The sequence below is a fragment of the Paraburkholderia sp. RAU2J genome, assembly GCF_003634845.1.
In the GTDB taxonomy this organism is placed as follows: Bacteria; Pseudomonadota; Gammaproteobacteria; order Burkholderiales; family Burkholderiaceae; genus Paraburkholderia; species Paraburkholderia fynbosensis.
Genome location: NZ_RBXG01000001.1, coordinates 118,013 through 139,055, shown reverse-complemented (window position 1 = coordinate 139,055; position 21,043 = coordinate 118,013). Strand labels below are relative to the sequence as shown.

Sequence of the window (21,043 nt, the reverse complement as noted above, 5' to 3'; positions counted from 1 at the left end):
GCGCTTGTGCCGGGCGCGCGCGTCCTATGCCGTCCGGCCGATCCTTGCCGCGCGGCAAAGCGGTTTACAATCGTTTGAAGATTGAACGCCTGTCTGTCCCTGCCGTGCCCGAGCCCAATCCGCAGCGCTTTCGCAAGGAACCCAGATGACCGCATCGACCTCCGCCTCCGCCGCCGGACAGCCCGCGCCGCGCCAACGTTACGTGCAGTGCGCGAGCGCCGCGGGTTTGCACCGCGTCGCCTATACCGAATGGGGCGACCCGGACAATCCGCGCGTGCTGCTGTGCGTGCATGGCCTGACGCGCTCCGGGCGCGACTTCGACCGCGTCGCGGCGCAATTCGCCGGAACCTACCGTGTGGTGTGTCCGGATGTGGTGGGGCGGGGCTTGTCGTCGTGGCTCGCGAACCCCAACTTATATGGCATTCCGCAATACGTCGCCGACATGGTCACGCTGATCGCGCGCCTGAATGTCGAAACGGTCGACTGGTTCGGCACGTCGATGGGCGGCTTGATCGGGCTCGGGCTGGCCGGTTTGCCGGAAACGCCGATCCGCAAACTGCTGCTGAACGATGTCGGCCCGCATCTGGAGCAGGGCGCTGTGCAACGTATCGGCGACTACCTCGGCAAGCCCGCGCGCTTCGAGACGCTGCAACAGGGCATCGAGCACGCCGCCTTGCTCGCGCAAACTTTCGGCCCGCTCACGCCGGACGAATGGCGTGAAATCAACACGCCGCTGCTGCGCGAACAGGAAGGCGCGTGGCTGTTCCGGTACGACCCGCGCATCGCCCAGCCGTTTGCCGCGACCACCGAGGAAGCGACGAAACTCGGCGAGGCCGCGCTCTGGCATTCGCTCGCGTCGTTCCAGGGGCCGGTGCTGGTGGTGCGCGGCGAGCATTCCGATCTGCTGTCGCGTGAAACCGTTGCGAAGATGGTCACGGCCGGACGCGCCGTGTCGAGCGCGGAGATCGCCGGGGTCGGGCATGCACCCGCCTTTCTCGCGGCCGATCAGATCGAGCTCGCAAGACGGTTCTTTATCGGCCCCGCGCTCGACGCGTCATAATAGACGGTTACGCGTGGCGTCTTTGATGGGCGCCATGCGGAGTGCATTCTGATCAACTTTCAACCCATCTCAGGATTTTTCATGGCAGTCATTCGTCATCACGTCGGCAAGCGCCTCTCGGAAACCGCCGTGCACAACGGCACCGTGTACCTCGCAGGCCAGATCGCCGAAGACGCGGATCAGGACATCACGGGGCAGACGCGCGAAGTGCTCGGGCACATCGACCGCCTGCTGGGTGAAGTGAACAGCGACAAATCGCATCTGCTGTCGGTGCAGATCTACATCTCGGATATGGTGCATTTCGCCGGCATGAACGCGGTGTGGGACGAGTGGGTCGCGCAAGGCGACACGCCGCCGCGCGCTACCGTCGAAGCCAACCTCGCCAACCCGAAGTGCCTCGTCGAAATCGTCGTGGTCGCGGCGCAGCGCAGCTAGGCCTCGCGCGGACACCGTTGTTGAAATTCCCTTGTTTCGTCTGGCCCGGCGGGCCGTCGCACCATGAATACCGAAATCGTTACGAGCACGCCTCACCCCATTCCTTCTTTCGACGAAGCGATGGCGTTCGTGCGCGAGCATGCGGGCGAGGTGCGGCTGTCGTCGGGGGAATCGCTGGCGGATCACGCGGCGGGGACGGCGTCGATCATGCGCAAGCTCAATGTCGATCCGCCGGCGGTGCTGGCGGCGGCGCTGTTTGCGTTGACGCCGCATCTGCAGGACCCGGAGCGCGTGATCACCGACAAATTCGGCGAAGAGGTCGCGCAACTGGTCGGTGACGTGCGCAAGCTGCTGCGCCTTGGCACGGTGAGCTTGCGCGCTGCGCAGAATGCGATACCCGAAGTCGGGCGCGATGCACAGGCCGCGCGTCGCGTGCAGGTCGAGGCGCTGCGCAAGATGCTGCTCGCGTTTGCGCAGGACATTCGCGTGGTGCTGATCCGTCTGGCGTCGCGTTTGCAATCGCTGCGGTATTACGCGGCGGCGAAGGTCACGCCTTCACCAGACGTGGCGCGCGAGACGCTCGATATCTATGCGCCGCTCGCCAACCGCCTGGGCATCTGGCAACTGAAGTGGGAACTCGAGGACCTCGCGTTCCGTTTCGAAGAGCCGGATACCTACAGGCGCATCGCGAAGCTGCTCGACGAGAAGCGCGTCGAGCGCGAGAGCTATGTCGCGCAGGCGATCGAACGCCTGCAGGAGGAACTGGCCGCAGCGCAGATTCGCGCGGAAGTCAGCGGCCGGCCGAAACACATCTACAGCATCTGGCGCAAGATGCGCGGCAAGGAGCTCGACTTCGCCGAACTCTACGACGTGCGCGCGTTTCGCGTGATCGTGCCGGACATCAAGGATTGCTACACCGTGCTCGGTATCGTGCACAACCTGTGGCAGCCGGTGCCGAGAGAGTTCGACGACTACATCTCTCGGCCCAAGCCGAACGGCTACAAATCGCTGCACACGGTGGTGATTGGCGATGACGGCCGCGCGTTCGAAGTGCAGATCCGCACGCAGGAAATGCATCAGTTCGCCGAGTACGGCGTGGCCGCGCACTGGCGCTACAAGGAGGCCGGCGCGCGTGGCTATGGCGGGCAGTTTGCCGCCAACGAGAAGTATGACGAGAAGATCGCGTGGCTGCGGCAACTGCTTGCGTGGAAGCACGAAGTCACGGAGGGCGAGCATGGCGAGCAGCGCGCGGCGCAGCCGTGGGAGCAACTGCGCCAGGCCACGCTCGACGACGACCATATCTACGTGCTGACGCCGCAGGCGCGGGTGATTCCGCTGCCGCACGGCGCAACGCCCGTCGATTTCGCGTATCACCTGCATAGCGAGCTGGGGCATCGCTGCCGCGGCGCACGCGTCGATGGCGCGATGGTGCCGCTCAATACCCAGTTGCAGAACGGGCAGACGGTCGAGATCGTCGCGGTGAAAGAGGGTGGTCCTTCGCGCGACTGGCTCAACCCGCAACTCGGCTATCTGCACAGTCCGCGCGCGCGGCAGAAGGTGCGCGCGTGGTTCAACGCAGTCGAGGTGCAGGAGCACATCGCGAGCGGCCGTGCGATGGTCGAAAAGACCTTGCAGCGCGAGGGCAAGACATCGGTCAATCTCGATCAGCTGGCCGCCAAGCTCGGCTTCAAGACCACCGAGGATCTGTTCTCCGTGGTCGGCAAGGAGGAGTTCAGTCTGCGGCTCGTCGAACAGGCGTTGCACGATGCGCCGCCGCCGGAGCCCGTGGTGGAAGCGCCGGAGCAGTTCGAGAAGCGCAGCAGCGGGGCGAGTGTCGCGCGCGGAGCGTCCACCGGCGTGCTGGTGGTCGGTGTCGATGCGTTGCTCACGCAGCTTGCGCGCTGCTGCCGGCCGGCGCCGCCCGACGGCATCTGCGGTTTCGTCACGCGAGGCAAGGGCATGTCGATTCACCGCAGCGACTGCCCGACGTTCCGGCGGATGGCCGAGCGCGCGCCGGAGCGTGTGTTGCAGACCGCGTGGTCGGCGGATGTGATGAGCGGCCGCGGCCAGTCCGTGTATCCCGTCGACCTCTCTATCGAAGCGACGGACCGACAGGGTTTGCTGCGCGATATTTCCGAAGTGTTCGCGCGTGAAAAGATGAATGTGATCGGCGTGAAGACGCAAACGCGCCGCAACGCCGCGTTCATGCAATTTACCGTCGAAGTGTCGAGCGCCTCGCAGATCCAGCGCGCTTGCACGCTGCTCGGCGAGGTGACGGGCGTGGTGCGCGCATCACGCAAGAACTGACGCGTGCGCGAGATGGCGCGCGGAAGCTTCTGTCGCGCATCTGCCTGCATCCATTCGCAGGACGCGCGCGAGCGAGTAGAAATTTAAAGTCGATGCAGAAAAGTGCTTGCCAAGCGGTGTGGCGCTCCATATAATCTCGTTTCTTCAGGCTCGTAGCTCAGCTGGTTAGAGCACCACCTTGACATGGTGGGGGTCGTTGGTTCGAGTCCAATCGAGCCTACCAACGAAAGAGAAATTCCGGTTTTGCCGGGGTTTCGCAAACTGCAGCAAGCGCTTGTGGCGCAAAAGGCGAATACGGTTATGACACCGCGAACGTTGACCGAGAGCACTTCGGAGCGACGCTAGTCGAGGACCACTTTCGCCGGTGTAGTTTGCAGGAAATGTGAATGCGGCCCCTCGAAAGCGGGGCCGCATTTTTTTTGGTTTTTTGACCTTGATGTATGTGCCGCCGCCGGTCGGCACCACGGAGAACGCAATGGTTTCGATACGTCTGCCTGACGGTTCTGTTCGACAGTACGAGCATCCGGTGACCGTCGCCGAAGTGGCCGCTTCGATCGGCCCCGGCCTCGCTAAGGCTGCGCTCGGCGGCAAGATCGACGGTGAGCTGGTCGATACGTCCGCGCTGATCGATCGCGACGTGGCGCTCGCCATCGTCACTGAAAAAGACGCAGACGGTCTCGATATCATTCGTCACTCGGCGGCGCACTTGCTCGCGTATGCGGTAAAGGATCTGTATCCGGAAGCGCAGGTCACGATCGGTCCGGTCATCGACAATGGCTTTTACTACGACTTCGCGTATAACCGTCCCTTCACGCCGGAAGATCTCGAAAAGATCGAAAAGCGCATGCAGGAACTCGCAAAGAAAGACGAGCCGGTCTCGCGCCGCGTCGTATCGCGTGACGAGGCGGTGGACTACTTCAAGAGCATCGGCGAGAAGTACAAGGCTGAGATCATCGAATCGATTCCGCCGACCGACGAGATCAAGCTGTACTCGCACGGCGGCTTCACCGATCTGTGTCGCGGCCCGCACGTGCCGTCCACTGGCAAGCTGAAAGTCTTCAAGCTGATGAAGGTCGCTGGCGCCTACTGGCGCGGCGATTCGAAGAACGAACAATTGCAGCGCATCTACGGTACGGCCTGGACCAAAAAGGAAGACCAGGAAGCGTATCTGCACATGCTCGAAGAGGCGGAGAAGCGCGATCACCGCAAGCTCGGAAAGCAGCTCGATCTGTTTCACATGCAGGACGAGTCGCCGGGCATGGTGTTCTGGCATCCGCGTGGCTGGACGCTGTGGCAGCAGGTCGAGCAGTACATGCGCCGTCGCGTGAACGACGCCGGCTACCTTGAAATCAAGACGCCGATGATCATGGACCGCTCGCTGTGGGAAGCGTCGGGCCACTGGCAGAACTATCGTGAAAATATGTTCACGACGGAATCGGAAAAGCGCGACTACGCGATCAAGCCGATGAACTGCCCGGGTCACGTGCAGGTGTTCAACCACGGTTTGCGCTCGTATCGCGATCTGCCGTTGCGCTACGCGGAGTTTGGTTCCTGCCATCGCAATGAATCGTCGGGCGCGTTGCATGGCCTGATGCGTGTGCGTGGCTTCGTGCAGGACGACGCGCACATTTTCTGTACGGAAGACCAGTTCATCAGTGAATCGATCGCCTTCAATACGCTGGCGATGAGCGTCTACAAAGATTTCGGCTTCGACAACGTCGAGATCAAGCTGTCTCTGCGCCCGGACGCGCGAGCCGGCACGGACGAAACGTGGGATCGCGCGGAGCAGGGCCTGCGCGAGGCGTTGACGGCTTGCGGCGTGACCTGGGAAGAACTGCAGGGTGAGGGTGCGTTCTACGGCCCGAAGGTCGAGTACCACATCAAGGACGCGCTCGGCCGCTCGTGGCAATGCGGCACGTTGCAGCTCGACATGGTGCTGCCGGAGCGCCTGGGCGCCGAATACGTCGCCGAGGACAACAGCCGCCGCCGCCCGATCATGCTGCACCGGGCAATCGTCGGATCGATGGAGCGTTTTCTCGGGATTCTGATCGAGCACCATGCTGGTGCAATGCCTTCATGGCTCGCGCCGATGCAGGTCGTCGTGATGAATATCGCGGAAAGTCAGACCGAATATGCGCAGTCGCTCGCCCAATCGTTGCAAAAACAAGGGGTTAGAGTTGAGGCCGATTTGCGCAACGAGAAGATTAGCTATAAAATACGCGAGCACACGCTGGAAAAGGTGCCGTACCTATTGGTGGTCGGTGACAAAGAGCGTGAAGCCCAAACGGTAGCCGTGCGTGCCCGTGGTGGTGTCGATCTGGGCGTGATGCCTCTCGATACCTTCATTGAGCGTCTGCGTCAGGACGTGCAGTCGTTCAACTGAGCCACTTGGCAGCCCGGCTCGTTTTTTTAATTTTTAGAGGAAACGTAACATCGCTACTGATAAGTCTGCGCACCGCATCAACGGTGAAATTACGGCACCTGAGGTGCGTCTGGTCGGCGTCGAGAACGAACCGCTCGGCATCGTGAAGCTCGCTGATGCGTTCCGCATGTCGGAACAGCAAGACGTCGATCTGGTCGAAATCGCTCCGCAAGCGGTCCCGCCGGTTTGTCGCTTGATGGACTACGGCAAGTTCAAGTACTCGGAAGCGAAGAAACAACACGAGGCCAAGCTCAAGCAGAAAGTCGTCCAGGTGAAGGAAGTCAAATTCCGCCCGGGTACCGACGACGGCGACTACAACGTCAAGCTGCGCAACCTCATCCGCTTCCTCGATGACGGCGACAAGACGAAAATCACGTTGCGTTTCCGTGGCCGCGAAATGGCTCACCAGGAAATCGGTATGCGCATGCTCGAACGCCTGCGCACGGACCTGGACGAAGTCGGTCAGGTCGAGCAGATGCCGAAAATGGAAGGGCGCCAGATGATCATGGTGCTTGCTCCGAAGAAAAAGAAGTAAGCGGCTGGAGCGGCGGCGCGCCAAGTGGTGCGGGCTCTAGTGGCTAAAAGTTTGAAATGGGATTTGAAGCGATGTTGCGCCGGGTGTCCGGCGCGGTGTCGGCAGGTTTCGGAACGGCGTGCATGCAAGTGTGCGCCGATTCCTGAAAAGCGGCCGCCGGCGGTGTTGGCGGTCTGCATACCAAGTGGAATGGGTTTCGAAGGGCGGGTTATGGCCAATTGGCCGACCGCACACCCATCTCCATCTAATAATGGAGTTGTCATGCCGAAGATGAAGACCAAGAAGAGCGCTGCAAAGCGCTTCGTGGTGCGTCCGGGCGGTACCGTCAAGCGCGGTCAGGCCTTCAAGCGCCACATTCTTACCAAGAAGACCACCAAGAACAAACGCCATTTGCGCGGTTCGACGGCAGTTCATGATTCCGATCTGAACTCCGTGCGCGCAATGCTGCCGTTCGCTTAACCCTTAACCGACACTCATAGGAGCAAGACATGCCTCGAGTAAAACGTGGGGTTACCGCACGGGCCCGTCACAAGAAGATCATCAAGCTGGCCAAGGGTTACCGCGGCCGTCGCAATAACGTCTATCGCATCGCCAAGCAGGCGGTCATGCGCGCAGGCCAGTACGCCTATCGCGATCGCCGCAACAAGAAGCGTGTGTTCCGTGCATTGTGGATCACGCGTATCAACGCGGCGGTGCGTCAGCACGACATGACGTACAGCGTGTTCATCAACGGCCTGAAGAAGGCTTCGATCGAACTCGACCGCAAGGTGCTGGCCGACATGGCTGTGTTCGACAAGGCTGCTTTTGCTGCGATCGTTCAGCAGGTGAAAGCCGCCGTTGCAGCCTGATTGCGCTTCTGGCAATTAACACTGCGTGGTTCGTTGCAGCGAATATCCGGTAGTCTCGGTGACGCTGCAGCAAAAACGGGGCTCCTCACCGAGCCCCGTTTTTGTTGGTAGAACCAGTTTTGCTTCGATTGAACACTGACGTTGAAATGATGGGATCAATGGATCTGGACCAGATTGTCGCCGACGCGCAAAAAGCCTTCGCAGAAGCCACCGACGTCACCACCCTCGAGAACGAGAAAGCGCGCTTTCTCGGCAAATCGGGTGCGCTGACCGAGCTGCTGAAGGGCCTTGGCAAACTCGATCCCGAAACGCGCAAGACCGAAGGCGCACGGATCAACCTCGTCAAGCAACAAGTGGAAGCCGCGTTGACGGCCCGCCGTCAGGCGCTGGCCGACGCGCTGCTGAATCAGCGCCTCGCCGCTGAAGCCATCGACGTCACGCTGCCCGGCCGCGGCATCGGCGCAGGCAGCCTGCACCCGGTGATGCGCACATGGGAGCGCGTCGAACAGATTTTCCGTACGATCGGATTCGACGTGGCCGACGGCCCCGAGATCGAAACCGACTGGTACAACTTCACTTCGCTGAACAGCCCGGAAAACCATCCGGCGCGTTCGATGCAGGACACCTTCTACGTCGACGGCAAAGATGCCGACGGCCGCCAGTTGCTGTTGCGCACGCACACGAGCCCGATGCAGGTGCGCTACGCGCGCACCAACACGCCGCCAATCAAGGTCATCGTGCCGGGCCGTACCTATCGCGTGGACAGTGACGCGACGCATTCGCCGATGTTCAACCAGGTCGAAGGCCTGTGGATCGACGAGAACATTAGCTTCGCGGACCTGAAGGGCGTCTACACCGACTTCCTGAAGAAATTTTTCGAGCGCGACGACATTCTCGTGCGCTTCCGCCCGTCGTATTTTCCGTTCACCGAACCATCGGCCGAAATCGACATGCTGTTCGAAACGGGCAAGAACGCCGGCAAGTGGCTCGAAATTTCTGGCTCGGGCCAGGTTCACCCCACGGTGATCCGCAATATGGGCCTCGACCCGGAGCGCTACATCGGCTTTGCTTTCGGCAGCGGCCTCGAGCGGCTCACGATGTTGCGTTACGGCGTGCAAGACCTGCGTCTGTTCTTCGAAAACGACCTGCGTTTCCTGCGTCAATTCGCCTGAACCGGCGCGTACGAACGCGACAAGCATAGAGCGCGGTATCGCACCTCGTGATGCCGCCGGCGTCCCCGGCAGGGCGTTGCGAGTGAACCGGATACGAACCCCGAGTCACGCGCAGCCACTGCCGGACGTGGACCTAACCTGATCAGAACGTACACAGAACCATGCAATTCCCGGAATCCTGGCTGAGAACCTTTGTCGATCCGCAACTGACGACCGACGAACTGTCGCACGCGTTGACGATGGCCGGTCTCGAAGTCGAAGACCTGCGGCCGGCCGCACCGCCGACCTCGAAGATCGTCGTCGGCCAGGTGCTGGAAGTCGTCAAACACCCGGACGCGGACAAGCTCAACGTGTGTCAGGTCGACGCCGGCACCGGCGCGACGCTGAACATCGTGTGCGGTGCGCCGAACGTGGCGCCGGGCATCAAGGTGCCGGTCGCGCTGGTGGGCGCGCAACTGCCGCCGGCCGAAGAGGGCGGCGCGCCGTTCGCGATCAAGCTCTCGAAGCTGCGCGGCGTGCAAAGCGAAGGCATGCTGTGCTCCGCACGTGAGCTGAAGCTTTCGGAAGATCATAGCGGCCTGATGATCCTGCCGGAAGCGACGCCGATCGGCCAGGACATCCGCGAAACGCTGAACCTCGACGACACCGTGTTCGAAATCAAGCTGACGCCGAACAAGGCGGACTGCCTGTCGGTGTTCGGCGTGGCGCGCGAGACGTCGGCAATCACCGGCGCGCCGTTGCGCCCGTTGGACATCAAGCCGGCCGACGTCAAGCTCAACGAAACGTTGCCGGTCAAAATCTCCGCGCCCGATCTGTGCGGCCGTTTCTCCGGTCGCGTGATTCGCGGCGTGAACGCGCGCGCGAAGTCGCCGCACTGGATGGTCGAGCGCCTCGAGCGGTCGGGCCAGCGCAGCATCTCCGCGCTGGTCGACATCTCGAACTATGTGATGCTCGAACTGGGTCGTCCGTCGCACGTGTTCGATCTCGACAAGATCCACGGCGGCCTGGACGTGCGTTGGGGCCGCAAGGGCGAAGCGCTCAAACTGCTGAACGGCAACACCGTCGAACTCGATGAAACCGTCGGCGTGATCGCCGACGAGCAGCATATCGAAAGTCTCGCGGGCATCATGGGCGGCGACAGCACGGCCGTCACGCTCGACACTACCAACATCTATCTCGAAGCCGCGTTCTGGTGGCCCGATAGCATTCGCGGCCGCTCACGCAAATACAACTTCTCGACCGATGCGGGCCATCGTTTCGAGCGTGGCGTCGACTATGCGACGACCGTCGATCATATCGAGCGCATCACGCAACTGATCCTCGACATCTGCGGCGGTGAGGCCGGTCCGGTCGACGATCAGATCGTCAACGTGCCGAAGCGCGAACCTGTGAAAATGCGCGTGTCTCGTGCGAACCGCATCATCGGCGTGCAGATCGGTGCCGAAGAAATCGCGCAGATCTTCACGCGCCTCGGCCTCTCGTTCGAGCGCGATGGCGATACCTTCGCGGTGATGCCGCCGTCGTACCGCTTCGATATCGAAATCGAAGAAGACCTGATCGAAGAAGTCGCGCGCATTTACGGCTTCGAAAAGATTCCGGCACGGCCCCCGGTGGCGACCAGCGAAATGCTCGCGACCAACGAAACACAACGCTCGATCCACGTGATCCGTCACGCGCTCGCTGCGCGCGATTACGCTGAGACGGTGAACTTCAGTTTCGTCGACGCCGAGTGGGAGCAGGACTTCGCTGGCAACGACAAGCCGGTTCGTCTGCTCAATCCAATCGCGAGCCAGTTGTCGGTGATGCGCACGACGCTGTTCGGCAGCCTCATCAACGTGCTGCGCACAAACCTGAATCGCCGAGCGGCGGATCGCGTGCGCGTGTTCGAAGCCGGGCGCGTGTTCCTGCACGATCCGTCGATCAAGGCCGGCGAGTTGACGGTCGAAGGTTTCGCGCAGCCGAAGATGATCGGCGCGCTCGCTTACGGTCCCGCGCTTGACGAGCAGTGGGGCGCGCCGACGCGCACGGTCGACTACTTCGACATGAAGGGCGATCTTGAAGCGCTGGTGGCGCCGGCGATGGCGCGTTTCGTGAAAGCGGAGCATCCGGCTTTGCATCCGGGACGCAGCGCGCGTGTCGAAGTAAATGGCCGTGCAGTGGGCTGGATCGGCGAATTGCATCCGCGCTGGATGCAGAAATACGATTTGCCGCATGCGCCGATTCTGTTTGAAATCGAAGCCGAAGCATTAATGCAGCGCGTATTGCCGACTCCCGCGGAAGTATCTAAATTCCCGCCGGTGCGTCGCGATATCGCGGTGGTCGTCGATCAGAAAATCGAGGTCCAGGCGCTGCTCGACGAGCTTCAGGAAGCCCAGTCCGAACCCGCTTGCAAGAGCGTTCAGAAGGTTGCGCTTTTCGATGAATTTCGTCCAAAATCAAACACTTCCGGTGGTCTGGCCGCTCACGAGAAAAGCCTTGCGTTCCGTGTGACCTTGCAAGATACTGGCGGAACCCTTCAGGATGAAACGGTCGATTTGGCCATTCAAACTCTGGTGGAACGTCTGGCTCGAGTATATGGCGCACGGTTGCGCGGATAACCCGCATTTAACAATTGCATGGCTGTTTCCGCATCCTTTGTTTTTTGCTTGACGCGCCATTTGATAGATATGAATGAAATGAACTCGAGTGATTTCGAAGCCCTTCTTACGGCGCAACGCAGCGCCATGATTCGCGATATTCCGACATCACCCGCCGTCGTTTCGACTGAAACGCCGACGCTCACCAAAGCAGAGCTTGCCGAGTTGCTGTTCGACAATGTCGGGCTCAACAAGCGGGAAGCGAAAGACATGGTCGAAGCGTTCTTCGAGGTGATTCGCGATGCGCTGGAGAGTGGCGACAGCGTGAAGCTGTCGGGGTTCGGCAACTTTCAGTTGCGTGACAAGCCCCAGCGTCCCGGCAGAAACCCGAAGACCGGCGAGGCGATTCCGATCGCCGCGCGTCGCGTTGTGACGTTTCATGCAAGTCAAAAGCTGAAAGCGCTGGTTGAAAACGGCGCTGAAGCGAGCTTCGCGCGCTGATTGACTCGCGCGCTCCTGCGCAACCACTACGACGGCTAACTGACGATGACAGCGACGATCGAAAAAGTCGTCTTGCCTCCGATTCCGGCGAAGCGCTACTTCACGATCGGTGAGGTCAGCGAACTATGCGGCGTGAAACCGCATGTGTTGCGTTACTGGGAGCAGGAGTTCACGCAGTTGAGGCCGGTCAAGCGGCGCGGCAATCGTCGCTACTATCAGCATCATGAGGTGCTGTTGATCCGGCGGATTCGTGAGTTGTTGTACGAGCAGGGCTTCACGATCAACGGCGCGCGCAATCGGCTCGATTCGCATGGCGGTCACGGGCATGGTGAGCCGGCTGCATCGGTTGGGGAAGACGAGGGCGCAGTCGCCGCGCAGGCGTCCGCGGTTGCGACAGCTGCGGTGGACGTCGAACAGTTGCGCAAGGAATTGCTGCACGTGATCGATTTGTTGAAGCACTAGTTCGCTTTGTTCGTACGAAGCGGTTCTAATCGAATGAAGTGTCTGTTATAATTTTGTGCTGTTCGGGGCGTAGCGCAGCCTGGTAGCGTACCTGCATGGGGTGCAGGTGGTCGGAGGTTCAAATCCTCTCGCCCCGACCAAAGAAATCAATGGGTTACAAGTTTCGGCTTGTAGCCCATTTTTCATTTCTGCTGTTTGACCCCAACATTGACCCCAACGGCGCGAAGAGCTAGGGCACTTCTACCTCAGTCATTTGTTGGGAAACGGAATTCGTGAGACTCGGTCGCCTCTCGTGAGACGGGAAATGCGGAAATAGTGAGACCGACGGGAGTCAATCGCGCGAGTTGTTGCATTGGTCCAAACTGGCGGTCCATGTCCCGGCTGGTAGAAACGGGGCGGGTGGCACCGATCGACCCGAAGAAGACAGTCATTCTCCTTCAAAGCGGTCGTTCAATCCGTATCGTAAGCGATCAACCTTGGTCGCTCAGTTGGTTGAGGCATGTCGAGGCGGATTCAAGATGGATTTGTCTTTGGTTCCGGTGCTATCCCTAGGTGGTAGAGAGCGATTGCCAGAGCAGAACGCGCCGCCGTCGGAACATTTCAGAAGGTATGCGGCACTTGGCTCCTCATCATATTGGGAAGAGCTGCACGCTCTCCCATCCGTTCGCTGCTAGCCGTTTTTCTCGGTCTTTGTTGTCGCCGGTTGTCTTTGCGTGCCTTTCTCTGTCGATGGCGCCTGCAGAGGAGCTGATTTGGATTGTTTATCATTTTTTAGGCCATCGACATCCGCTTCCAGCTTAGTGATCCGTTCGTTCGCGCTTCGATGTTCCGTCCATACCTGTATACAAATCGGAACAAAGATTGCGGCAATGGTGACGGTCAGCGCAAGAATCGCAATGATGTTGGCCCACTTCGGAAACGCCAAGACCTTGTCGGCGACTTCATCTACGAGCGACTTCATGTTCAGGAACGTCTCTGAAAACTTGAGCGATTTCTCGCAGATTCCATTGACGTATTCAGCGCGAGTTGCAGGGTTCCGCGGGGCTGTCGTCGCTGCATTGTGTTTGTGAAACAGGATGCGAAAGAAGGGGTCGCCTTTCTTGACCAGAAATGGCGTCACACTCAAGTTGACAAGGGCGGTTGCTACCGGCCCCTTCCATCCTGGATCGATGACACCAACGTTCAGTGCCAGCACGCCGTCATGCGTCCAAGTCGTCCGAAGAGTCGCAAGTCCCGTTACATCAAGAGGTAAGGTAAACTCTTCCTTGGAGATCACCCAAACAACTCCGCGCGGTTGCAAGATAAAGCTCTGGCCAGGCTGTATTACGCCTTTGAGTATTATTTCGCCAACAGTCGCGTCGTAGGTGGTCTCGCGTTCACTTTTTGGGGACGAGCTGGAAACGATGCCTTCTTGTTTGATTCCGTTCTTGTCTAATAGCATGTTTTGTTAAACCTTCAGTGAGAGCCAGAATCGCCAAATTCTCAAATCGAACCGAGGCCGACCGACATTACTTGGAAGAGGCGTACGGCGTTCGCAAATATACCGACGATCCAAAAGGCAAAGTCTTCCAGCAGTCCGCTGTCGGTGCCGTTATTGCCAGCGAAAACGGGATTATTGCTCAATCTGCCAATGTCCTTCCGCCCGCGATTCGCTCAACCTTTACTCAGGAAGGAAGAACGGTCTCAGACGAGGATCGCTACTTCTTGATTGAACATGCTGAGCGGGCCGCGATTTTTGAAGCGCTAGCGTCTCATGCCGACTTGTCAAAGGCAACAATTTACTGCACACGCTTTCCATGTAGTGATTGCGCCCGAGCAATCGTGTGGTCAGGCATTAAACGGGCAGTCTTTTCGGGCGGCTTTGCAGGAGAAAAGAGATGGTTGACTTCTCAGCGGGCGGCACTACGTATTTTGCGTGATGGAGGTTTGACGGTCCGCTACATAACTCTTCACCATGACACCGACGCTGAGGGGCCGGATGCTAGTTGATGCGTGCGGACGCGCCGCCCTGGGGCTATTTCTGGCGACTGCAAATCGTGGCAGAACGGTTCTGTTCTTTGTCTATTGTCGTCGGACACCTGCTGCGCATCGCCTTCATCCAATTCGATGATGCTCCCTTCGAGCCGCAACTGGTCGGCAAATATCATCGCCGCCTGCTTGCATCAAAATATCCCATCGACGTTTTTTTTTACGCTCAGCGGCTATGGCCTGTCGAATTGTCGGCAATCTTCAACAGCGCGTCGAATGCCCGTTTCTGGCCGACTGCTGTCCGACGCGGTCGGCAGAGACCGACCCGTTGTAGTCGCCCGGAGCCACCAGAAGCGGTCACATGCGGCTCGCTTTCGTAACGTTCCCCAGACCAATTGAAAGGACGATTGCGAAGCAAGCTAATAGCACTGGTCAAGTCTTCTTGTTTTTGGTTCGCACAGTCTTAAATGCATCCTTGATGTGACGCTGATCACACAGTTCATTGTATCTAGTAGCGCGAAAAGCTTCCCCCGCGGGCCCGTTGTGACGCGCAGATAAATATCCAGTTAAAAATCCCAGCTGATCATAAAATTCCGCTATTTCCTTTGCGATACGCTCTAGCGTCCCTAATTCATAAACGAACTGTTTTTCCCGCAGATCAAATCTGTTTTGATTCGCCTTATGGGCCGCATTAAACGCGAGGAAGTCCGACTGCGACACCCAGACAATATGATCCGGAATGCTCACAGATACACCGAAACAGCCATGAGCCAAATCATTTCGCTCTTTCTCAAGAGATGCCTTTCGAACGATGTAAGCCTGGAGCAATAGCAGGTCGTTCCCATTCAAAACGACCTCGGCAGCGGCGCTCAGGGCGTCAGACTGCGTGCGGCTGTTCCGCAATGAACCGAAGACGGCGGCAACTTGAGGGATATTGGCTCCCATTAGTTCTGCGAGTAGGCGGGTTACCTGAACTTCAACGTCTGCCCAAGAAGTTATGATTCGTCCTACAAGCGCAGCCGCTTTCGGACGGTCCTCAATGTAACCGACCCCCATAGTGACTTTTGCATTAGCGTACGCTTTAATAAGCGGTTTTCTCGGCGAATTTGAGACCGCTTCCCTTTCCGGATATGTCGAAGGAAAGGACTCCTCAGCTTGTACGATTTTCAAGTCACCTGGTGAATAAAGATCATCGCGCATGCATCGTTTGCACGGAACGCTGAGATCACCGTCGCCTGCGATTCTAACTGGCCGCGTGCCCTTGGACGTGTCGTCAAGGACGTATATGAGTTCGTGACAACCTTTGCACTCAAGGGCTAAATACCATTGCCCCTTGACTACTGGGTCTCTTCTGTAAAGCCGGTAGACCATGACTTAATTCCTTGCTGGTTGAAACGGTTTTCTACGGAAATAGAAGGCCTGCGGCGTATGCTGTTAGCGATTTAAATCGTCCGTGGCTAACGATTGTCGACGATTCTGGCGAAGACGTCGACCGACCGTCGATGGCCGAACTGAGCCAGTCCCCGTCGCTGAAGTATCGCAGTATCACGAATTCTCGACGTAGATCCTGCCAGTCTCACGAATTCACGTCATGGTCGCACCAACAGCCGCCGAATTGGCGGTTAGTTTGTTGATTCTTCGCGTACCCCGGTCTCACTATTTTGGCTTTCCTGCACATTGGCGAATGGCGTCGGAACGACTTGCGGCCGGTCTGCACATTCCTTTCACTAGATGACGTGCTGCGACGTACCATACGCATTAGTGCTCCGGTAGCGATGGTGGTGTGCGCGATGAAGGTTATCCAAGTGAAAGACGATTTCCCTGCCGGGTTTCATGACGAGCTCGGCAGGCTCGTTGCTGCGTGGGGCCGCGTCGAATATTTACTCATGCTATGCGGCAAGACGTTGGACGCCGAAGGTTTCACCCTAGGCATGCGCAGCCAGATTCTGAAAGGTAAGCGATTGGACGAATTTTGCAAGCATTATGAGCCGATAGCCCGAGCGAAGCTTCCAGAGCTTCAGGCTGGTCGTTTCCGCGAGCTACTTGCTCAGGCACAGTCTCTCGCCGTGCTCCGTAATGACAACGTTCATGCGGTGTGGACCACGGACGACGGGGGAGAGCCGCTCCGATACCGGCCCAAAAAAAACAAACCAAAGAACCAAGTGGACTGGTGCAAAGATTCTGTGCCCGTGTGCCAACTTCGCGATACGCGTCAGCGGATCGAAGGGTTCCTCTGCCGGCTCGACAACGAACGAAAGAAGTGGGTCATTCCGCCCGCGAACTGAACTGCTTTTGATGGCGGTGAAGAGAAGGCGGCGCAATGCCGCCGTGCGGGACTAGTACACGCCGTAAAACAGCGTTCCTTTGACGTTGGTGTGATAGCCGTTGGTCTGCGGCCCGCTATATGACCATGAAATAGTGTCGCCAGATATCGCGAATGTCGGCAGGCACGTATCGCCGGATATGTGATACCAAACGCCCGCTTGCTGAAAGATCACGAACGGCTCGCCTTGCGACAGGTTTGCATCGAACAGACTGCCCGGATTGCCGTCGAGGTTCCTGAATCCGAGCACGCGCGGCAAGCGTGTCGTGAAATCCACCGTGAGCCGCCCCTGCGCGTCCCAACATTGCATGCCTGCTGGCATATCCCCGCCTTAAATGATTGAACGGGAGGCGGCGTTGCGCCGCCCCTGCGTGCGTTATTGCATGTCGGTCGGCAAGTACGGAACCGGGTTCGGCGCACCGTTCGAAAGCCACCGGTTCGCTTTCATGCCGCGCGGAATGCTGGGCACGCCCGCCGCTTCAATCTTTTTGATGAGCATGTCCCGGTCGGCTTTCCAGTCAGGCAAGATGCGATCGTCGAAACCATCTCCGCGCAACGGGCGAAAGCGATTGCTGTCGAGCGCGGCCCATACTGCATAGTTGCTGGTCGGCCAATCGCGCACGTCTTCAGCTTCGACGCTGAAGTGACTCGCTGCATCTTCGTAAGCCGCTGCCCGTCGCGCCCTTTCGCACACGAAGCGAATCGCCTCATCAATCAGATGGTTCTCGCTCTCCGTCACAGTCTTGAGCAGTCGCGCAACCGCTGCATCAATCTGTTCCGCCTCGGCCACGGCGGCAATGCGGGCTTGTTCTAGCCGCTGTTTGATGAGTGGCAGTGCGGCTTGCGCCGCTTCGTCTTCCGTTCGGGCAACGGCAAGCGCCGCCTCTTTCTTCCTGATCTCGGCGTCGAGCCGAGTCGTGTCGGCAGGTCTCTCTTCAGCGAATGCAGTGCCGGCCTCTTTGCGCCGCTGCGCCTTCAATGCCGCGATATCTTCAACGATTCCCGCCGACTTGCCGATTGCGGCGCGAACACGTTCGAGGTCCGATTGCAGCTTGCGCACTGGCGCTGCCACTTTCACACGGCGTTTGCCGAGTTTCGCAATCTCGGCGTGAGTTTTCTCCGACAAATCTGCTACCGCTTCATTCGCCTTCGTAAGTTCGCTAATGGTTGCCGTCGAGCTACCCATTGTGATTCTCCTTATGTCGGCCTATCGGCCATCGGTTAAAGCGGCATTCACCGCAAAAGTACTTCCATTCAATTTGGAAGTTATTTCCTGATTCACTTCTACCGCTTGCCGCTCACACGCATTGCCGACGCGCGGCATTAGCCAGTAGCGGCTTTAAAACGCTTTGTACGGGCTTGCCGCATGTCGGTTGATAGGGCGGGTCCCATCTGAGGGGTGCAGGCCGCGCGGGAGGGCGGAGAGCCCCGCCGTCGGAAAATTTCTGGCGTCCTTCCTGGCACCATTGGTCAATTTGCCCTTCGAGCGGGCACTGCCCTTAGGGCAATCCGGCATGAACCGGTCTCTCCACCTCAGGCCATGCTCGAACGAACATCGAAAAAACGAGGTCCGGTGCTGTTAATGTAGAAATGACCTTTTTTTCATAACTTTTTTTCTACCTTTTTCTCCTATGTCACTCTTTGAAAAAAGGTCATTTCTACATTAACAGCACCAGTCCCTCGAAATAAGACACTCCGGGACACCGCGAGACACCGCGTCTATAAATCGTCGGAATCGGAATTCGTATAATCTCGCGGCCCGATGCCGAGATGGACAACTCCTTCCTTTCGTCGCGCCTTCGCGAAGCCCATCGCTACCAGCCGATCCGTGAATGCGCCGCGAGCCAGCCGAGCGCCAATCGGCCTATCGAAAAAAGCGTGAAACGCCTCGTGCGCCCGCGTGACTAGATATGACAAGCCGCCACCCGTCGAACAGTCTTCCTCGACCCATATCGCGAGGTTGTCGTTTTCTTCCAGGTAATCAGCCTTCGCCTGCCTGACGATTCCCGGCGTGCGGAGCGCATCCTTTTCCTTCGCCTCCATAGAACGCTGAAGCTTCAGCCAGCCTTCGACAAACCAGCGCAGAATTGCGGAACCCTCTTCGCGCACGAGCCGCGCGTCGAGGCCGTATTCCCGTTCCTGCTCTTCGAACTTCCTGTTAAACGGGATCGGCTCCATACGGCGCTGCCACCCGTCGCTCAGATCGTTCGTTCTCGGTTTGTAGTTGCCGCAGATCAGCATTTTGTGAGTCGGCTTGAATTCGAACTGTTCGCCGTACATCGGGCGTCCGTTGATCGGCGCATTCGAGGTCAACTCCTTCACGCGCGCATCCGCCCACACGTCGTTCGTGCCTACCTCGTTAGCCACCGCCAGCCGGACACCGGGCAGGCGAGCAATCCCCCGCTCGATCTCGTTGCTACTGCCGCCCTTCGTCAGCAGCGCAGATTGAATGGTTATTGCATAGTCGCCCATCAATATCTGCATGACGTTGGCGAGCATCGTTTTCCCGTTCGCGCCACGCCCGAAAAAGAAGAACAGTTTTTCGAGGGCGACGCTGCCCGTCAGCAGGTATCCGCCCGCTCTCTGGAAGTACTCGATCATTTCCTGATCCCCCTCGAAAATCGCATTGAGCGTCTTCAGGAATACCGGCGGGGTCGGGGCATTTGCGTCGTAAGGAACGGCCACCTGTCGCGAGACAAGCATTGCAGGCTTCGCTTCGAGCAAGCCGCCCGTTCTCAGGTCGATGACCCCGTTCGGTGCGCCGAGCAGCATTGCGTTTGAGTCGAAGGCGCTCGGATCGGGCACGCTCATTCCGATTTCGTTGGAGGCAACGTCAAGCATTGCCCTGATCTTCCCCACACTGTTATAAACCGTGCCCGCCTGCCGGAACCTCGCCTTCTTTTCAGGATTGCCGTGATCTTTCATCAACGCCCGGAATGCTGCCGAATAACGCGCAGTCGCGATTTTCTTTCCGGCTCGGAATTCTTCCCCCGCTTCGCAGCGCTCCCATCGAACGGCGCTCCACCGATACCATGTCTTCGACGCGCGGCAGTGGAGAAACTGATTGCGGTACTTTTCCGCGAATGCGATGCCGTTCGAGATGTCGCCCCCGGTATCCGGCCCTTCGCTCTCATCTTCATCGTCCGCTTTAGAAGTAACTTCCAGATCAGGTTGAGTCCATCCGTGCTCCTTCGCCAAATGGACCACAGTGCCAAGCGTTATCGCGCCGTCTGCCTTAAATCCGCGCCATGTGCGCTCCTGATCGTCCCCATCGAACTTGCTCGATTCCTCAGACCAGTCGTCCCACAGTTCTCGCCCCGCATCGCTGCCTTCGAAGTAGTGATGCAGTGCTGTCCCGACCTTGATCCACGTGTCACGCTCGTCGGCAGCGATGACCGCCATCATTCCCTTGACCCGCTCGACCGCTTCAGTCGAGCCGTCCCACCTGCCGCGAATAGCAAGGCCCCAATCATCTGCATCGAGCGGCGCAGGGGCGTTGGCAGACACTTTTCCCTTCCTGCTGCAACACCATGCGGGCAGTTCATCGAGCGCGTATCGGTTCGACACGTCACGGCCCTTCGCCCATTCGTACCGCTTGCCCGTCGTCGGATGAACCGAAGGCGGCAGGATGACGTACTTGTTGCCGCTCTGTAGATCAACCCCTTTGCCGAGCGCCTTCGACAACTTCACGCCTTCTGGCGCAAGGAAGAACAGATGCCGGCCACCGCCGCCGGTCATCGTCTCGACCTCCGACGCTATCGAACCATGCAGCGCTTCCAACTCCGCGAAGGTTTCATTGCCACCGTTGCGCGGATCAACGTCGATAACGGCAAGCCCGGACTTGCCGGCGTGGCATCCGATGTTTGCAGCGGGATACAGCTTCCACCATTCGCAAATCGTCTGCGTATCGCGCGTCGCTTTGTGCTGCCATTGCTCAATGAGGGGAGTTTTCCCCTTCGGATGAACCGGGAAAACAAACAACCCTTCAGCCGCAGCTTCGACGGCGGCGTCTAGCAATGTGCTATCGTGCCCTCGGCTTCTGTTGAGTAATCCGTCTTTGGCCCGTCCTGCGTCCTGCTCGGCGGGCTTTCTTTTTTGATCCGCGCGGCTCATGTCTGTGATCTCCCCGCAACGATTGATTTGATGTAGTGCCTAACGTCGATACTCCGATAGCGGATGCCGCGATGTCCCACTCGAACGAACGGGATAAGTGCCTCGCCGCGCCACCGCATCTTCGCCAGTGTCTTTGGATGGAGCCCTAACATTGCCGCGACTTCCGCTTCTAACAAAAACACCGGATCGGGCAATACGGCGTTACGCTGTTGCGCTTTCTCCGCTGCTGCCGCCGCGCGTCTCTCTCGCGCCCGGATGGCCTGCTTTGAGCTTGATGGCGTCTGACTGACCAGACGATTATCCGAATCGTAAATACGCATA

At 58.9% G+C, this 21,043-nt stretch carries 20 protein-coding genes and 2 tRNA genes; 16 read left to right on the top strand and 6 right to left on the bottom strand.

The window, feature by feature from the left end:
- Window positions 1-145: 145 nt before the first annotated feature.
- From B0G69_RS00640 to B0G69_RS00575, 13 genes are all read left to right on the top strand, one after another.
- Complete coding sequence (locus tag B0G69_RS00640; protein WP_121315203.1) at window positions 146-1,060, top strand: alpha/beta hydrolase; 915 nt, start codon at window positions 146-148, stop codon at window positions 1,058-1,060.
- 81 nt (window positions 1,061-1,141) lie between these two features.
- Window positions 1,142-1,495, top strand: a complete 354-nt coding sequence (locus B0G69_RS00635) for a RidA family protein (protein ID WP_121315202.1) — start codon at window positions 1,142-1,144, stop codon at window positions 1,493-1,495.
- Window positions 1,496-1,558: 63 nt separating this feature from the next.
- Window positions 1,559-3,802 carry a bifunctional (p)ppGpp synthetase/guanosine-3',5'-bis(diphosphate) 3'-pyrophosphohydrolase gene (locus tag B0G69_RS00630; protein ID WP_121315201.1) on the top strand — a complete coding sequence of 748 codons (2,244 nt, stop codon included), beginning with the start codon at window positions 1,559-1,561 and terminating at the stop codon, window positions 3,800-3,802.
- Between the two features lie 146 nt (window positions 3,803-3,948).
- Window positions 3,949-4,025, top strand: a tRNA-Val gene (locus B0G69_RS00625).
- A gap of 252 nt (window positions 4,026-4,277) precedes the next feature.
- Window positions 4,278-6,185, top strand: a complete 1,908-nt coding sequence (thrS, locus tag B0G69_RS00615) for a threonine--tRNA ligase (protein WP_121315200.1) — start codon at window positions 4,278-4,280, stop codon at window positions 6,183-6,185.
- A gap of 49 nt (window positions 6,186-6,234) precedes the next feature.
- Entirely contained in the window at window positions 6,235-6,759 is a 525-nt protein-coding gene (gene infC, locus B0G69_RS00610; protein WP_075643546.1) for a translation initiation factor IF-3, read from the top strand.
- Between the two features lie 261 nt (window positions 6,760-7,020).
- On the top strand, window positions 7,021-7,218 hold the full coding sequence (rpmI, locus tag B0G69_RS00605) for a 50S ribosomal protein L35 (protein ID WP_006052501.1): 198 nt from the start codon (window positions 7,021-7,023) through the stop codon (window positions 7,216-7,218).
- A gap of 29 nt (window positions 7,219-7,247) precedes the next feature.
- The gene (rplT, locus tag B0G69_RS00600; protein ID WP_006052502.1) at window positions 7,248-7,607 is read left to right on the top strand and encodes a 50S ribosomal protein L20; all 360 of its coding nucleotides are present in this window, start codon (window positions 7,248-7,250) and stop codon (window positions 7,605-7,607) included.
- 158 nt (window positions 7,608-7,765) lie between these two features.
- The gene (gene pheS / locus B0G69_RS00595; protein ID WP_199731126.1) at window positions 7,766-8,779 is read left to right on the top strand and encodes a phenylalanine--tRNA ligase subunit alpha; all 1,014 of its coding nucleotides are present in this window, start codon (window positions 7,766-7,768) and stop codon (window positions 8,777-8,779) included.
- Window positions 8,780-8,940: 161 nt separating this feature from the next.
- Window positions 8,941-11,376, top strand: coding sequence for a phenylalanine--tRNA ligase subunit beta (pheT, locus tag B0G69_RS00590; RefSeq protein WP_121315198.1), 2,436 nt, complete (start codon window positions 8,941-8,943; stop codon window positions 11,374-11,376).
- A 69-nt stretch (window positions 11,377-11,445) separates the two neighbouring features.
- Window positions 11,446-11,856 (top strand): integration host factor subunit alpha, encoded by a 411-nt coding sequence (locus B0G69_RS00585; protein WP_075301562.1) that lies wholly within the window; start codon window positions 11,446-11,448, stop codon window positions 11,854-11,856.
- A 45-nt stretch (window positions 11,857-11,901) separates the two neighbouring features.
- On the top strand, window positions 11,902-12,318 hold the full coding sequence (locus tag B0G69_RS00580) for a MerR family transcriptional regulator (RefSeq protein WP_121315197.1): 417 nt from the start codon (window positions 11,902-11,904) through the stop codon (window positions 12,316-12,318).
- 63 nt (window positions 12,319-12,381) lie between these two features.
- Window positions 12,382-12,458 (top strand) — tRNA-Pro (locus B0G69_RS00575).
- Between the two features lie 530 nt (window positions 12,459-12,988).
- On the opposite strand, the gene B0G69_RS00570 is transcribed toward B0G69_RS00575, so the two are convergent.
- Complete coding sequence (locus B0G69_RS00570; protein WP_121315196.1) at window positions 12,989-13,759, bottom strand: hypothetical protein; 771 nt, start codon at window positions 13,757-13,759, stop codon at window positions 12,989-12,991.
- 71 nt (window positions 13,760-13,830) lie between these two features.
- Between B0G69_RS00570 and B0G69_RS00565 the strand changes: the two genes are divergently transcribed.
- Complete coding sequence (locus B0G69_RS00565) at window positions 13,831-14,307, top strand: deaminase (protein ID WP_158608916.1); 477 nt, start codon at window positions 13,831-13,833, stop codon at window positions 14,305-14,307.
- Window positions 14,304-14,666 carry a hypothetical protein gene (locus B0G69_RS00560; protein WP_147440688.1) on the top strand — a complete coding sequence of 121 codons (363 nt, stop codon included), beginning with the start codon at window positions 14,304-14,306 and terminating at the stop codon, window positions 14,664-14,666. Before B0G69_RS00565 ends, B0G69_RS00560 begins: the two co-directional genes overlap by 4 nt.
- 52 nt (window positions 14,667-14,718) lie before the next feature.
- Here the strand turns inward: B0G69_RS00560 and B0G69_RS00555 are convergent, their stop codons facing one another.
- Window positions 14,719-15,486, bottom strand: coding sequence for a hypothetical protein (locus B0G69_RS00555; protein ID WP_147440687.1), 768 nt, complete (start codon window positions 15,484-15,486; stop codon window positions 14,719-14,721).
- 590 nt (window positions 15,487-16,076) lie between these two features.
- Between B0G69_RS00555 and B0G69_RS00550 the strand changes: the two genes are divergently transcribed.
- On the top strand, window positions 16,077-16,571 hold the full coding sequence (locus B0G69_RS00550; protein ID WP_147440686.1) for a hypothetical protein: 495 nt from the start codon (window positions 16,077-16,079) through the stop codon (window positions 16,569-16,571).
- A gap of 51 nt (window positions 16,572-16,622) precedes the next feature.
- Here B0G69_RS00550 and B0G69_RS00545 read toward each other — a convergent pair whose 3' ends face one another.
- The 4 genes from B0G69_RS00545 to B0G69_RS00530 form a co-directional block, all read right to left on the bottom strand.
- On the bottom strand, window positions 16,623-16,931 hold the full coding sequence (locus tag B0G69_RS00545) for a hypothetical protein (protein ID WP_121315191.1): 309 nt from the start codon (window positions 16,929-16,931) through the stop codon (window positions 16,623-16,625).
- Between the two features lie 54 nt (window positions 16,932-16,985).
- The gene (locus tag B0G69_RS00540; RefSeq protein ID WP_147440685.1) at window positions 16,986-17,588 is read right to left on the bottom strand and encodes a hypothetical protein; all 603 of its coding nucleotides are present in this window, start codon (window positions 17,586-17,588) and stop codon (window positions 16,986-16,988) included.
- A gap of 740 nt (window positions 17,589-18,328) precedes the next feature.
- Window positions 18,329-20,722 carry a phage/plasmid primase, P4 family gene (locus B0G69_RS00535; RefSeq protein ID WP_121315189.1) on the bottom strand — a complete coding sequence of 798 codons (2,394 nt, stop codon included), beginning with the start codon at window positions 20,720-20,722 and terminating at the stop codon, window positions 18,329-18,331.
- The gene (locus tag B0G69_RS00530; RefSeq protein WP_121315188.1) at window positions 20,719-21,042 is read right to left on the bottom strand and encodes a helix-turn-helix domain-containing protein; all 324 of its coding nucleotides are present in this window, start codon (window positions 21,040-21,042) and stop codon (window positions 20,719-20,721) included. The genes B0G69_RS00535 and B0G69_RS00530 overlap by 4 nt, the downstream gene beginning before the upstream one ends.
- Window position 21,043: the final 1 nt, after the last annotated feature.

What these genes read in the sequence shown, in the direction of transcription:
- B0G69_RS00640 (WP_121315203.1), top strand. Translation starts at nt 146, where the DNA reads ATGACCGCATCGACCTCCGCCTCCGCCGCCGGACAGCCCGCGCCGCGC.
- B0G69_RS00635 (WP_121315202.1), top strand. Translation starts at nt 1,142, where the DNA reads ATGGCAGTCATTCGTCATCACGTCGGCAAGCGCCTCTCGGAAACCGCC.
- B0G69_RS00630 (WP_121315201.1), top strand. Translation starts at nt 1,559, where the DNA reads ATGAATACCGAAATCGTTACGAGCACGCCTCACCCCATTCCTTCTTTC.
- thrS (WP_121315200.1), top strand. Translation starts at nt 4,278, where the DNA reads ATGGTTTCGATACGTCTGCCTGACGGTTCTGTTCGACAGTACGAGCAT.
- rpmI (WP_006052501.1), top strand. Translation starts at nt 7,021, where the DNA reads ATGCCGAAGATGAAGACCAAGAAGAGCGCTGCAAAGCGCTTCGTGGTG.
- rplT (WP_006052502.1), top strand. Translation starts at nt 7,248, where the DNA reads ATGCCTCGAGTAAAACGTGGGGTTACCGCACGGGCCCGTCACAAGAAG.
- pheS (WP_199731126.1), top strand. Translation starts at nt 7,766, where the DNA reads ATGGATCTGGACCAGATTGTCGCCGACGCGCAAAAAGCCTTCGCAGAA.
- pheT (WP_121315198.1), top strand. Translation starts at nt 8,941, where the DNA reads ATGCAATTCCCGGAATCCTGGCTGAGAACCTTTGTCGATCCGCAACTG.
- B0G69_RS00585 (WP_075301562.1), top strand. Translation starts at nt 11,446, where the DNA reads ATGAATGAAATGAACTCGAGTGATTTCGAAGCCCTTCTTACGGCGCAA.
- B0G69_RS00580 (WP_121315197.1), top strand. Translation starts at nt 11,902, where the DNA reads ATGACAGCGACGATCGAAAAAGTCGTCTTGCCTCCGATTCCGGCGAAG.
- B0G69_RS00570 (WP_121315196.1), bottom strand. Translation starts at nt 13,759, where the DNA reads ATGCTATTAGACAAGAACGGAATCAAACAAGAAGGCATCGTTTCCAGC.
- B0G69_RS00555 (WP_147440687.1), bottom strand. Translation starts at nt 15,486, where the DNA reads ATGCGCGATGATCTTTATTCACCAGGTGACTTGAAAATCGTACAAGCT.
- B0G69_RS00550 (WP_147440686.1), top strand. Translation starts at nt 16,077, where the DNA reads ATGAAGGTTATCCAAGTGAAAGACGATTTCCCTGCCGGGTTTCATGAC.
- B0G69_RS00545 (WP_121315191.1), bottom strand. Translation starts at nt 16,931, where the DNA reads ATGCCAGCAGGCATGCAATGTTGGGACGCGCAGGGGCGGCTCACGGTG.
- B0G69_RS00535 (WP_121315189.1), bottom strand. Translation starts at nt 20,722, where the DNA reads ATGAGCCGCGCGGATCAAAAAAGAAAGCCCGCCGAGCAGGACGCAGGA.
- B0G69_RS00530 (WP_121315188.1), bottom strand. Translation starts at nt 21,042, where the DNA reads ATGCGTATTTACGATTCGGATAATCGTCTGGTCAGTCAGACGCCATCA.